The sequence below is a fragment of the Bradyrhizobium sp. Arg237L genome (assembly GCF_029990105.1).
Taxonomy (GTDB): domain Bacteria; phylum Pseudomonadota; class Alphaproteobacteria; order Rhizobiales; family Xanthobacteraceae; genus Bradyrhizobium.
The window spans coordinates 67623-80377 of sequence record NZ_JAQMIL010000016.1 but is presented as its reverse complement, the minus strand read 5'-3'; the positions used below and the strand labels follow the sequence as shown (position 1 = coordinate 80377).

The following is a 12755-nucleotide window of genomic DNA, read 5'->3' as shown; positions in this document are numbered from 1 at the left end:
CAACTTTTCAGAGGTGCTTTTCGAAGAACGTGTCTGGATACGGATCGTCGTTGAAACGCTCGATCTCGCTCCAGCCGCTGTTGCGGTAAAGCTGCTGCGCCTCGGGCAGGGCGCTGTTCGTATCGAGACGCAGGACCTTGATGGACAATTCGCGGGCGATGTCCTCGGCGGCCTCCATGAGACGACGTGCGAGCCCAAGGCCGCGCGCTGATGGCGCGACCCACAGCCGCTTGATTTCCGCGATCTCGCCGCCTCCGCCCTTCAGTCCGACGCAGCCGATCGGCAAGCCGTCCGACATCGCGACGAGGAATGCGCCGCGCGGGCGGATCAAATTCACGGCCTCCGGATCGCGAGACAGCGAGACGTCGAAGCCCTTCTCGAAGCGGCGCGCGAGTTCGGCATAATATTCGCCGAGGCAATATCTGGCGTCGTCGCGCCTCGGGTCCATTTCCTCGAGCACGATGCGGCCGCGTCCCAGCGCGGAAGCGACAAGGTCCATCGCGCGCAGAAGTTCTTCCTGCCGCGGGTGGCGGGCCAGGAAGTCTTTGGCTTGGGCGTTGGAGAGCGCTTCATAAGCGCGGAATTCGGAACGGCCGGCCTTGGTCAGCCGGGCGACGCGGCGCCGCGCATCCTCGGGATGCGGCACGGTCTCGATCAGGCCTTCGTCTTCCAGGCCGCGCAGCAGGCGGCTCATCAGGCCAGAGTCGAGCCCGAGATACTCGCGGATCGCCGCGACATCCGACTGCCCATGCCCAATTGCGTTGAGCACGCGGGCGCTGCCGAGCGGGCGTCCGCGCCCGAGAAAGGACGTGTCCAGGGCGCCCACTTCGGAGGTGACGGCACGGTTGAAGCGGCGGACACGCGCGATGGGGTCGAGCGGCATGATATCTGACTTTAGTCAGATAACTCGTCCTGTCAAACGGACGGGCGATTTGCGATGACGTTCTGCGCGGTGCCCTATCCAGGTCCGAAATCGCCGTCCTCACGTCCGGCGCGGTCACACCGGCTTTATGCCGGCCTTTGCAATGACGTCACGCCATTTCGGGACTTCGTCTTCGATGCGCTTTCTCATGCCCTCGGGTCCGTTGGCGATGACCTCGAAGCCATCATTGCGCAACTGCTCAGCGATCTTCGGCGTCTTCAGGATCCCGATCGACTTGGCCGAAAGCAATTCGATTATGTCCGCCGGCGTTTTCGCAGGCGCAAGAAAACCCTGAAACGTGTCCGAGATGAAATCCTTGTAGCCAAGCTCGACCATGGTCGGAACGTCAGGCAGATCGAACCAGCGATGCGCGCCGGTCACGGCCAGCGCCTTTAGCGCGCCTGATTTGATATGTGGATGCGCCGGTGGCAGCGCCGCAAAAGCGACCTGCGTGGTTCCGGCAAGGATCGCCTGGATCGCAGGCCCCGCGCCCGAGAACGGCACATGAGTCATATTGGCCCCGCAGACGATCTTGAAGAGTTCGCCTGACAGATGCGGTGTCGTTCCGACGCCGGGACTCGCATAGTTCAGTTCGTTCGGATCGGCCTTGGCACGCGAGACGAGATCGGCGATCGAATTCGCGCCGAGATCGGGGGACACCAGAATCACGTTCGGCGAGGTACCGAGTTCGGCGATGGGCGCAAAATCCTTGTACGGATCATATGGGATCTTGGCATAAAGTCCGGGATTGACGACATAGGCGCTCGAGGTGACGAGCAGCGTGTAGCCGTCGGCATCTGCATGCGCCGCAATCCCGATCCCGATATTGCCGCCCGCGCCGGGACGGTTCTCGACCACCGCCGTGCTGCCGATTGCCTGGCCGAGGTGGGTTGCGAGGACACGCGCGATGATGTCGGTCGGCCCCGCCGGCGCGAATGGCACGATGATCTTGATCGGGCGATCGGGATAGCTCCCTGCGCTGGCCGGTTCTGGTCGGAGGCTTGCCCCTGCTACTACCACTCCGACCAACGTTCCGCCGGCGCGCAGGATCTCCCGGCGCGACCGGTGTTTGTGTTTCCTCTCCTGCATTTTTCTTTTCCTGTTCTGTCCCTAAAGCGGGATGACTTTTCTTCAACGCCCTACATGTCGAACACCGCGACCGCGCGGATCGGCGAGGCCGTGCCTTCGCGCCACTTCATCGGCAGGCCGATGAAGGTGAATTGTCCCTTGCCAAGCAGGGCTTCGAGATTGCAGAGGCTTTCGATGTGGGTGATGTCCAGATCGAGACACGCCTTGTGCACCAGCAGATTGACGTCGCTGTCAGGTCCTGGCCGCATCGAATCGATGCCGAAATGCACGATGCCTTGGCTGGCGAGCCACTCCGTGGCGGCGACGTTCACGCCGGGATTGTCGGTCGAATAGGCCCTGCGCGGAAAGGTACGTTCGTGATGACCCGTACATAGCAGCACCGTGCCGCCTTTCGGCACGCCGACGCCAGACTGCTTTACGGCGGTTTGAAGATCAGCGGGCGAGATTTCGGCGCGCGGCGCGATGTGCCGCAGGTCGAGGCAGATGCCCGGCACGATGCATTTTTCCAGCGGGTATTGGTCGATCGATATGCCCCGTGGCCCGAAATGCCGCGGTGCATCAATATGGGTTCCGCCATGATCGGCCATCGAGATGAACATCGACGACAGTCCGTACACATTTCCGGACTCTGCCAAGGCTTCTTCATGGTTCTTCCACATGCCGTGTATGATCGGCGGATGGCCAGGATAGCTCGGCGTACGATGATAGAGCTCGCGGCTGAGGTCGACGATCTTCATGAGGTGCACCTTCCTAGGTGGGAACTGCGGACGAACGGCATGTGTGCATGGCCGGCTGAATGAGCTTGTCCTTTGGCGTCGGACGTCCTCGATGCGCATTCGGCGGCGTGCCTGGTCCCGCCATCCTACGTTTGGTGAAGGCTCCCCTCAACGCGTCATTACAATGCGAACGAATCGGCGAGCCTGCGACGCGTTAACCTCATCCATTTACAATCCGTAAACACCTGCAAGCGCAGCTTTTGCGGTGGAGGTGCAGCATGCTCATCTACCCGGTACCTGTCGAAGTGACGAAGGCGAGGGTTCAGCTTCTCGCCCATCAGATGGAAAAGGCCCCTCCTCGTATCATCAACGAAGCCGTCCTTGACGTTTTCGCGGCCAAGAACAAGGTCGAACGCGACGCTGTTGCCGTCGATATCAAGGCGTAGAGCGCACGGACGTCCCTCTCGTATTGTCAGCGCCAGCCCTTGCAGTGAGAAAAGCCATCCCTCACGTTGCGCCGACTCGGCCTGCGCGATCAATGGCGGCGCGGACCTATCGAAGCGTTCGGGCGTTGACGGCAGACCATCCCGGTGATGGTGGCGCCATTGTCTCACCGCGAGGTCAAGCGAATGAAGCGGCAGTTCATCAAGGCTCTCGGCGGGACGACGTTCCTGCTCGCGTCATTTGCTTCCGGGCAACCGATGGCGCAGCGCGCGGACGTATCGGGACAGCAATTGTTCAACAATTCCTGCCGAACCTGCCACACCACGAAAGAGGGTGACAATCGCGTCGGTCCGCATCTGCACAACATCGTCGGCCGGAAGGCTGGCTCATTGCCGAATTATCGCTACTCCGAGGCGATGCAATCTGCTGATTTCGTGTGGGACGAAGACAAGCTCGGACGCTTCATCGAAAATCCGGATGCCCTGGTGCCGGGCAACGGCATGACGCCCTATACTGGAGTCCGTTCTGCCGAGGACAAGGCGAAGATAATTGCCTTCCTGAAGTCATCGAGCCAATGAGCCGCGCCACTTTCCCGGCACGACAAGCATGCTCCGGAAAAGTGGAAACCGGTTTCGCCTAGAGGTGATGACTTTTCTTCGAAGCGTCATCCCGCTCTAGCTCTTTGTTTGAGCATGATCTCCGCGCAAACGCTTCGCGTTTGTCGCGAGGGAAAACCGGTCTCCACTGTTCCGGATCATGCTCTAGCGAGAAGTCCGGAGCGTTAGCGCGGAGATCATGCGCGGGCAAAGCGATGAAATCATGATCCGATTGATCGGATCATGATCCGGAACACGCTACGGCGGTAACGCTTTTTCGCGCACAATCCTTTGAGCCTTGGATTATCGTCGCCTCACTGCGTGGCGTACCGCGCGGAGCATTCACCACCATATGAAGGAAGCGCGAGTGAACGGTAATACGCATGCCACTCTCGATCCACAAGTCGCGGAGCTTCTGGCGAAATTGCACGCCGCTGGGACGCTAACATTGGGGACGACCCTTTCCGCTGGCGAAAAGATCGCCGCTGTACGCGCGAGAATGACCAGCATCGCTCAACTCGGGTTCCCGCCCGAGCCAATCGGGATGAGGGAAGCTTTCATTCCCGGTGCTCCCGGTAAGCTGATGACACGTGTCTATATACCCCAGCGAGAACTCGCGCTTCCTGCGCCAGCGCTGCTGTACTGTCACGGCGGCGGCTTTGTCGCTGGAAGTCTGGACAACTACGATACCGCTCTTGCTGCGCTGGCAAACCGCGCCGCTTGCCTGGTCGTGTCGGTGGCCTACCGGTTAGCTCCGGAGCATCCCTACCCGGCGGCGAATGAGGATGTCTGGGCTGCGCTACAGTGGTTGAGCCGTACAACTGAAATCAATGTCGATCCGCGACGCATCGCAGTGGGAGGCGACAGTGCGGGTGGATTGCTCGCGGCATGGGTCGCACAGAAGGCAAGAACCGAAGGGTTGCCCTTGAGCATGCAGGTTCTGCTCTATCCCAACCTGGATACGACGGTATCGAGCAAATCCTGGCAAGAACTTGGGACCGGCACGTACGGATTGCGGCGAGACGATATGCTCGATTGGTATGATGCCTATCTCCCGCCAGGCATCGATCGCACCGATCCGCAAGTTTCACCTGCCTACGCGACTGATCTCGCGGGATTGGCGCCGGCATTGATCATCACTGCCGAATTCGATCCGTTGCGTGACGAGGGAAACGCGTACGCCGCCAGGCTCCGCGACGCCGGGGTTCCGATCGACCACTATTGCTGGCCAGGGATGATTCACGGGCTGCTGTTGGTCGCAGGCGTGCTCGATGCGGGGACGGTGCTAGTTCAGCGCGTGTCCGACGGCCTTCGGTCCGCTTTTCATCGCTAGAGCATGATCCGGAAAAGTGGAAGCCGGTTTCCCTCGCGACAAACGCGAAGCGTTTGCGCGGAGATCATGCTCGATCGGTTTCAGTGCGTCGGCACGACGAAGATCTGGCCGGGATAGATCCGGTTGGGATTGCGGATCTGCTCCTTGTTCGCCCGGTAGATGACGGCATAGCGCTGCCCTGCGCCGAACGCGCGCTGGCTGATGCGCCAGAGGCTGTCACCGCGGGAGACGGTGGCGGTCGTGATCTTCGGCACCACCACGGCGGAGGGCGAGCCCTTGTCGGACGGAGCGGTCGTCTGGGCAGCGGCCAGCTTGGTCGCGGCGGCTTCCGAGGGCTTGGCCTGCGCCGGCAAGGAGGCGGTCGTCAGCGTGCCCGGAACGTTGAACGGCACCTCGGCACGCGCGCGGACGGCGCCGGAAGCAGCCTCCACCTCGTCCAGCCTGATCCGGTAATTGCCCGCTGTTACGCCCGCATTGATCGCGACCGAAAGACGTCCGTTATCGTCCGACGTCACGGCGGTGACAAAGCTGTCGTTGAGATAGAGCCTCACCGCGGCGCCGGGGTGTGTGCGACCGCTGACACGGAGCTTTCCGCCCGGCTCGGTCTCGACCGCTTCCACGACGATCGCGCGCTCCGCTCCCGGCGTCGGGGCGGGATCCTGCGAGAGGACCTTCACAGGTTTATCCGGCGCTATCAGCGCCACGATCGGCTGCTCCTTCCCGGCGGGCTCGAGCGCCACCGCGACGCTCTGCTTGGACGCGGTCTCCTTGCCGTCGGGCTGCTTGACGCGCAGGGTTAGATCGTAATTCCCCGGCGGCAGCGGGCGCGGGATCATTGCGAATTGTCCCGATTGATCGGCGACGATGCGATCGTGCAGTTCGCCGTTGCGGAGCAACTCCACCGTCGCACCCGGCGTCGCGCGGCCCGCGATCACGGCTTCGCCTGTTGGTTCGATGCGGACGACGTCGAACTCCGGCGAGCCCTCGCTGCTACCCGGTGCGGGAGGCAGGCCGGTAAGCGCCGTTGCGAGGTTCGCAGCCTCCGATTGCAGGGCCGACAGAGCCGATGGTGCCTGATCGCGCTTGCCCGATGCCGAATCCTGCGCTGCAGGCGCAGAAGTCGTGGCAGAGCTGGTGTCGACCGGTGGCGTTTGCCGCGCGGGAGGAATGAGGAAGAACAGCGCGACGACGCCGGCAATGGCAAATGCCAGCATCGGCACGACCATTCGGCTTATCGACGTGGCGCTCATGATGTTCATCCGTTTGGCCGAATCGCTTGATGGCGCGAGGCGCAGCATGGCGGGAACAGTGCTCCCATCTGTTCGGTCCATCAAGTAGCCTTCAACTAGCGCTAAGTAGCGTTGCGGATTGGTCAGCCGGGCTGACCTAATCGGCGCTTCCTCAGTGCCAATCCGCCAGATTGATCGCGAGTGCAATGGCCCCAACCAGGACTAGGCTCACCGCCCAGACCGTCTCCAGATTGAACCAGCTCTTCGCCACGTACCTCACGCCGAGATAACGATACACCAGCCACGCCAGGCATCCGCCGGCGGTGATCATGGCTGCGGTGTGGACCAGGGCGACCAGCAGCGCCATCGCGAGGTTCTGGTTGACGACGCCTGCCGCCGCCTCATGGCCATCATGGATGCCGGAGGGCAGGCAAAGCCCGAGATAGAGCGGCACGATCATCAGCCCGGCGCCATGGGCGATCGCGACCGCGAACGACCACAGGCCAAGTTGTGTCGGCGGTATCCGTGCTAGCGCGCGGGGATGGCGAGGCCTGAGCAGTCGCGCGACGCCGAAGGCGATGACGAGCAGGCTGGCGCCGGCCTGGATCGGGCGCTGCCACTCCACCAGCGCGATCAGGAGCGCGAACGGCAGCAGCACCAGCAGCATCGCCAAGAGGTGACCGACCGACAGCGGCAACAGCGCACTGACGAGTGCGCGCGGGGATTTCTCCATCAGGCCCGCGGCGACCGCGAGCGGCCAGCCCATGCCGGGATTGATCCCGTGATAGAGGCCGCTCGCGACGATGCCAAGCCAGAGCCAGAGGATGGGCGAACCTGCTTCGTTCAATTCCAGACCGACGGATAGCAGAAGGAGTCCGTCGAGCAGTCGCCGCCTTCAAGGCGGATCTGATGCGCCCGGTAGCCATCGGGGAAGCTCACGAAGTAGTCGCGGGCGAGCTCCAGTCCGCCCTGCGGCCCGACATTGGCCATCACCTTGGCGCCTGGCACGCCATCAGGATAGAACTGGTCATCCCAGCTTGAGTAGAGCGAGTTGGTCCAGTACACCCGCTTGCCGTCGCGGCTGATCTCGACCATCTGCGGACCGCCGGCGAAGGCTTTTCCGTTGGGATGAGGCGTGCGGCGCGCGATGCCGCCGACATGCACGGAGCCGGCAAGCTTCGGCTTCCTGGGATCGCTGACGTCGTATTGGCGCATCTCGCCGGTGCCCCAGCAGGCGACGTAGAGAAAGCGATCGTCCATCGACAGATCGATATCGGTCACCAGCGGCGGCACCGCGCCAAAGCCCTGCAACGGCGGCGGCAGTTTTTCCTTCGCCGCGGGCTCGGCCGGGATCGTCGCCGTCTTCTCGATGTGGAACTTGCCGCCCTCGCGCCACCAGGTCCAGATCGAGCCTTCGAGATTGGTGGTGTCGACGACGACGCCGGCGAAGCCATACTCCCTGACCGGATCATGCGCAGGACGTACCTCGAGCGCCATCTGGTGGTTGGCGCCGAGATCGATGGTCTGCACGTTGCGGCGGGCGCGAAGGTCCCAGAAATGCAGCCTGTGGCCGTACTTGTTCGACAGCAGATCTTCCGGGACGATGCCGTTCTCGAATTGTGGCGGCAGCCCCCACTCGCTGCTCACCATGTAGTCGCGCGGCAGATTCCACCAGAAGTCATAATGCAGCGTTTGCGGGCCGCGATCGATCTCCCAGCGCCCGAGCACGTCGAAGCTCTCGCAATCCATGATGAAGATGCCGGGAGGCCCCTTGGTGCCATCCTTGCCGCTGCCGCCGAGCGTCGAGACATAAATGCCGTCCGGCCCGCAATGGATCGTGTGCGGCCGCGAATAGCCGGTCTTGTCGAACACTTCCTCGGGCTCGATGATCTTGTGCAGCTTCGCCTTCGTCGGATCGGGCTTGGTATCGACGATATAGATGCGCGAAGATCGCAGTCCGGGGATGATGAGATAGCGGCGTTCGACGAAGGCGTGTCCCGTGAGCGGCGACAGCGCGGAGGAGCAGGCGTTCCAGCCGAAATGATGGAATTCATCGCCCTTGTTCGGCATCGTCACGGTATGGACGATCTGGCTGTAGGTCTTTGAGCCCGGCTTGACGTCGATCACCGCGAGCGCGTCGGGCTTCGAGAAATCGGGACTAAGCAACAGCGTGTAAGCAAAATCCTCCGGCGGCGCTTCCATGGCAAGCTTTGGCGACGCATGGAACGTGGGGTCCGGTCTCATCGTCATGACTTCCTCCGGGTTATGTCGGCTTGCGCCAACGGCTCGGACGCTCGGAGCCAGGGAATGGCTTGCTTAACGGCTTGCTTTGGGACTTGCGATCAGGACTCCGCCGGCGAGGGTTGGCAAAGCCAGCTTACGGCATCGCGCGCCTGGGCGGAATATGCTTGCTTGCACTCTCGCGAGATTCCGCCGTGAGCGGAGACGCGCGGTATCGTAGCCCGGGTGAAGCCAACGGGTCGCGCGAATGCGCGCCCGATGACAGGCTCCGCGTAACCCGGGGCCCCTTGCACACGCTGATGCAAACACCCGGGTTACGCTGGCGCGCCACCCGGGCTACGAGGCTCGAACTCGATAATCCCTAAGCCATTTCCGTCGTCAATTCGAAGGTTGCTAGAGCATGATCCGGAAAAGTGGAAACCGGTTTTCCGAAAAGATCATGCTCAAACAAAGAGATGAGATCATGATCCGATTCCGTCCAATCGGATCATGATCTAAGAGCCAAGCCTGCGTTCATTCGGGCTCGATCTCACCCGGATTTCAATCTATGATTGATAAAAGCAGAGTTCGGCGACAGGCCTGAACCGGGAGGGTCCAATGCGTTTCAAAATGCTGACGCTTGTCGCGTTAGTCGCGAGCTTGCAGTCCTTTGGCGCATTCAACCGGCCCGCTGCGGCAACTGACGATGAAGGTCCCCGGGAAGTCCTCTGGCCGACAAAATCCTGGCAGACGTCGAGCCCCGAAGAACAGGGGATGGACTCAGCAAGTCTTGTCCGGCTGATAGAGCACGTCGGCACTTATCAGCAGGACAGCCTGACGATCATTCGCCACGGAAAGATCGTAGCTGATGTCTACTACGCTCCGTACATCGCCGGGGTCAGCCACGATTTGAGATCAGTGACCAAGAGCGTCGTCGGCACGCTGACCGCTATCGAGCTGCAAAAGGGCGACCTTGATAGCGTTGATCACCCGGTCATCGATCTGTTTTCAGACAAGCAAATCCAGGACGTCGATGACCGGAAAAAGGCGATGACGGTGCAAAGCCTTCTCGACATGACATCGGGCATCGAATGGCTGGAGAAGGCCTATCGCCCCGGCGAGACAATCATGAAGATGTACGAAAGCCCCGATCGGACAGCCTTCGTGCTGAACCAGCCGATGGCTGGCGCGCCCGGCGCCAGTTTCAACTACAATGGTGGCAACCCGTATCTGCTGTCCGCGCTCATCAACAGGAAGTCCGGGCAGAGCGCCCTTGATTTTGCAAAGAAGGAGCTGTTCGAACCGCTTGGCATCCACAGCGCCCGATGGGGAAATGTGGATGCGCAGGGTGTGTCGGACGGCGAAGCGGGCCTGTATCTCGCGCCTCACGATATGGCCAGGATCGGATACCTGTATCTTCACAACGGGCAGTGGGAAGGAAAACAGCTTATCCCGGCTTCATGGGTCGAGAGGGCGAAGTCCGGGCCCGTGGCCGCGACGTTTGGATTCCGCTACGGAAACCTGTGGTGGTCGTATCCCGAAAAGGGCGCCTACATGGCGCGCGGCCGGCATTCGCAATTGATCCTCATCATACCGAGGCTCGATGTTATCGTCGTTATGACCGGAGCCCTGCGGGACACCGAATTCTATTCGGCCTCCGGGCTTATCGACGACATTTCAAACGCGGTCAAATCCGATAAGCCGCTGCCCGAGGATCCCATCGCCAAGGCGTTGTTGACTGAAGCGATACGTCGAGCCGCGACGGAAAAACCATGCGCCATCGGCGGCACGCCAGAGCTGGCCAAGGCGGTTTCGGGAAAGGTCTATCATTTCTTCGACAACAGGCTGCGGTTGAAAAGCTTCACGCTGAATTTCTACGAGTCGGATTCCTCATGGGTCATCACGACCTATACCGACAAGGGAAACGGCCGGTTTACAGGATTGGTCGGCCTAGATGGATTCTATCGCAAGAGCCCTCCGGCGCAGTATGGGATCAATGCCGCAAGAGGACGCTGGACCAGCGAAGATACGTTTGTGATGGAGCGCCGGATCCTGGGCCATGGCGAAATCCAGATCTGGGCGCTGACCTTCGACGGCGACAAAGTGAAGGTGAATTTCGAAAACACCGACGGCTTCAAGGCGGAGCTGCAAGGCGAGAGCACCGAGTAAATGCAGCCCGCTGCGAGGGCGGGCCCGATCCTGCAACAGATGGAGCGCCCCAAGCCGCGCGATGTGTCCGTCGAATATCGGAAGTGGGTATTCGCGTCGGTTTGGTCGACGAGACGGTCATGACTATCTCGCCGACCAAGGAGCCGATTCGGTCCGTTCAGCGTCACGACAGGGACTGCGCGACGCCGGTCCGGCGGCCAAGCCTGGATATTTCGACCGGAGTGATTTCTCCATCGAGCCAGTCTTGCTCGCGCGCCAGGGCCCTCCAGGAATCTTCCAAGCGCTTGAAGTAAGTTTTCGTCTGTTTGTCAGTTGTGCGCTTTGCAAGCTTTGAACAGATCACCGCGTTATCCAAGAGATGCTGCGACTGCTTCATGGAAAGTCCTCCCGTTTCGAAAGAAACGTAGGCGATCGGCAAGGCCATTCAACGAAACTTCCGTGACCATTTGGTCACGCTCATGAACACCTGTTCATCGTGAGCTTGCAGTCGCGGGCAAGCAAATGAAGTCAATCACGGCTCCGATGTCTCACGCAGCGATTTCCGAACGCGCTTACATCTCGACTTTGCGAGGAGCGGGAACATCGCGATATTGGCCGCGTTGAGGGGCCATCGGAATGCGTCAATGGAAGGCCGCCTATGAACAAAGCAACGCTGAACAGAACAACGCTGAATGATTTCGCAACCGCATGCGTCCTGGCGCTCGCGCTCGGCATCGTCCCGGGCACGGCACAGGAGGCCGGGCGAACGAAGGTCGGCACGCTCACCTGCAGCATATCACCCGGGGTTGGAATGATCGTCGGGGGACAGCGGCAACTGAGCTGCATCCTTACGTCGGCGAAGGGCAGGGCACGCGAGCCTTATGATGGCACCGTCAGCACGCTCGGAATCGACATTGGCGCCACGTCCGGCGGCCAACTGACATGGGCGGTTTTTGCGCCGACAACACTGCGCCGCGGCGCGTTGGCGGGAACCTATGTGGGTGCGACCGCCGGCGGCACAGTTGGCGCCGGCGTGGGCGCCAACGTCCTGGTCGGAGGCTCGGACCGCACGGTCACCTTGCAGCCGGTGTCCGTGCAGGCGCAGACCGGCCTGAACATTGCCGCGGGCGTCTCCAATATGGAGCTGCGGCCGGCCGCTGCGCCGCCCGCCCGGCGCAGGGCTCAGTGACTGGTATAGGCCCGGCTCATGGCTTAGTGCCGGCGTCCGTGTTCCGGAATGCCTTCTCTCCGGCATCGGACACTTCGACCCACTTCTTGTCGGGCGCGGCGTCGGCGACGTAGTTGTCGTGCCAGTTCCACCACTTGTAGGTGGGGGTCTGGGGATAGCCTTCGGGCGAGTCCTCCCAGACCTCCTGCCGGCCCAGCGGCGTGATGTCGAGGTAGTTCCAGGTGCCTCCCATCTGCTCGTCGCCGCGGTTGTTGATGAAGTAGGTGCGGAACACGCGGTCATCGTCGCGGTAGAACACGTTGGTGCCGTGCCACTCGTTCACGCCGAAGTCGGCGTCGAAGCTGTCCGTGATGGTGAACCATGGCATCTGCCATCCCATCCGCGCCTTCAGCCGCGTGATGTCCGCCTGCGGCGCGCGTGAGACAAAGACGAGGGTGGTGTCACGGGCGTTCAGGTGGGCGAGGTGGGCGACCTGGTCGGCCACCATGGAGCAGCCCCGGCAGGCGTGGTCGGGCCAGCCGAACACGCCTGGCTCGAAGAAGGCGCGATAGACGATGAGCTGACGCCGGCCGTCGAACAGGTCGAGCAGGCTGGCCTTGCCCGCGGGCCCCTGGAACGCATACGCCTTTTCCACGGCCATCCACGGCATGCGCCGGCGCTCGGCGGCGAGCGCGTCACGGGCGCGGGTCTGTGCTTTCTCCTTCGCGAGCAACTGCTGGCGGGCCGCTTCCCACTCCTGCGGCGATACGACCGGTGGTGCGTGCATGGCGGGCTGGCCGCCTTTCCGTCCGTACTCTGTCGATGTGTTCATGGCTCTTGAAACCTCCTGGATTTGGCCGAATTCGCGCGCCTCGTGGCGCGAGGCGCGT

13 protein-coding genes are annotated in these 12755 nt (G+C 61.8%); 5 read left to right on the top strand and 8 right to left on the bottom strand.

The annotated features are described in order from the left end of the window. Positions 1–7: 7 nt before the first annotated feature. The 3 genes from OZ411_RS12405 to OZ411_RS12395 form a co-directional block, all read right to left on the bottom strand. Positions 8–883, bottom strand: a complete 876-nt coding sequence (locus OZ411_RS12405) for a helix-turn-helix domain-containing GNAT family N-acetyltransferase (protein ID WP_282528164.1) — start codon at positions 881–883, stop codon at positions 8–10. A 114-nt stretch (positions 884–997) separates the two neighbouring features. Further along, a complete protein-coding gene (locus OZ411_RS12400; protein WP_282528163.1) occupies positions 998–2011 on the bottom strand; it encodes a tripartite tricarboxylate transporter substrate binding protein in 1014 nt (337 codons plus the stop codon). 50 nt (positions 2012–2061) lie between these two features. Then, positions 2062–2748, bottom strand: coding sequence for a cyclase family protein (locus OZ411_RS12395; RefSeq protein WP_282528162.1), 687 nt, complete (start codon positions 2746–2748; stop codon positions 2062–2064). 257 nt (positions 2749–3005) lie between these two features. Here OZ411_RS12395 and OZ411_RS12390 point away from each other — a divergent pair, with 257 nt between their 5' ends. From OZ411_RS12390 to OZ411_RS12380, 3 genes are all read left to right on the top strand, one after another. Then, entirely contained in the window at positions 3006–3173 is a 168-nt protein-coding gene (locus OZ411_RS12390; RefSeq protein ID WP_165420992.1) for a hypothetical protein, read from the top strand. 183 nt (positions 3174–3356) lie between these two features. After that, entirely contained in the window at positions 3357–3749 is a 393-nt protein-coding gene (locus tag OZ411_RS12385; protein ID WP_349017005.1) for a c-type cytochrome, read from the top strand. Between the two features lie 385 nt (positions 3750–4134). Further along, positions 4135–5100, top strand: a complete 966-nt coding sequence (locus OZ411_RS12380; RefSeq protein WP_282528161.1) for an alpha/beta hydrolase — start codon at positions 4135–4137, stop codon at positions 5098–5100. Positions 5101–5180: 80 nt separating this feature from the next. Here OZ411_RS12380 and OZ411_RS12375 read toward each other — a convergent pair whose 3' ends face one another. The 3 genes from OZ411_RS12375 to OZ411_RS12365 form a co-directional block, all read right to left on the bottom strand. Next, a complete protein-coding gene (locus tag OZ411_RS12375; RefSeq protein ID WP_282528160.1) occupies positions 5181–6350 on the bottom strand; it encodes a LysM peptidoglycan-binding domain-containing protein in 1170 nt (389 codons plus the stop codon). A gap of 151 nt (positions 6351–6501) precedes the next feature. After that, positions 6502–7095, bottom strand: coding sequence for a hypothetical protein (locus OZ411_RS12370; RefSeq protein ID WP_282528207.1), 594 nt, complete (start codon positions 7093–7095; stop codon positions 6502–6504). A 77-nt stretch (positions 7096–7172) separates the two neighbouring features. Continuing rightward, positions 7173–8579, bottom strand: coding sequence for a selenium-binding protein SBP56-related protein (locus OZ411_RS12365; protein ID WP_282528159.1), 1407 nt, complete (start codon positions 8577–8579; stop codon positions 7173–7175). A 588-nt stretch (positions 8580–9167) separates the two neighbouring features. Here OZ411_RS12365 and OZ411_RS12360 point away from each other — a divergent pair. Beyond that, entirely contained in the window at positions 9168–10718 is a 1551-nt protein-coding gene (locus OZ411_RS12360) for a serine hydrolase (protein ID WP_282528158.1), read from the top strand. A gap of 163 nt (positions 10719–10881) precedes the next feature. Here the strand turns inward: OZ411_RS12360 and OZ411_RS12355 are convergent, their stop codons facing one another. Beyond that, the gene (locus tag OZ411_RS12355; RefSeq protein ID WP_349017004.1) at positions 10882–11142 is read right to left on the bottom strand and encodes a hypothetical protein; all 261 of its coding nucleotides are present in this window, start codon (positions 11140–11142) and stop codon (positions 10882–10884) included. A 213-nt stretch (positions 11143–11355) separates the two neighbouring features. Here OZ411_RS12355 and OZ411_RS12350 point away from each other — a divergent pair, with 213 nt between their 5' ends. Beyond that, the gene (locus OZ411_RS12350; RefSeq protein WP_130577424.1) at positions 11356–11886 is read left to right on the top strand and encodes a DUF992 domain-containing protein; all 531 of its coding nucleotides are present in this window, start codon (positions 11356–11358) and stop codon (positions 11884–11886) included. A 16-nt stretch (positions 11887–11902) separates the two neighbouring features. Here OZ411_RS12350 and OZ411_RS12345 read toward each other — a convergent pair whose 3' ends face one another. Then, on the bottom strand, positions 11903–12697 hold the full coding sequence (locus OZ411_RS12345) for a thioredoxin family protein (RefSeq protein ID WP_165420995.1): 795 nt from the start codon (positions 12695–12697) through the stop codon (positions 11903–11905). Between the last annotated feature and the right edge of the window lie 58 nt (positions 12698–12755).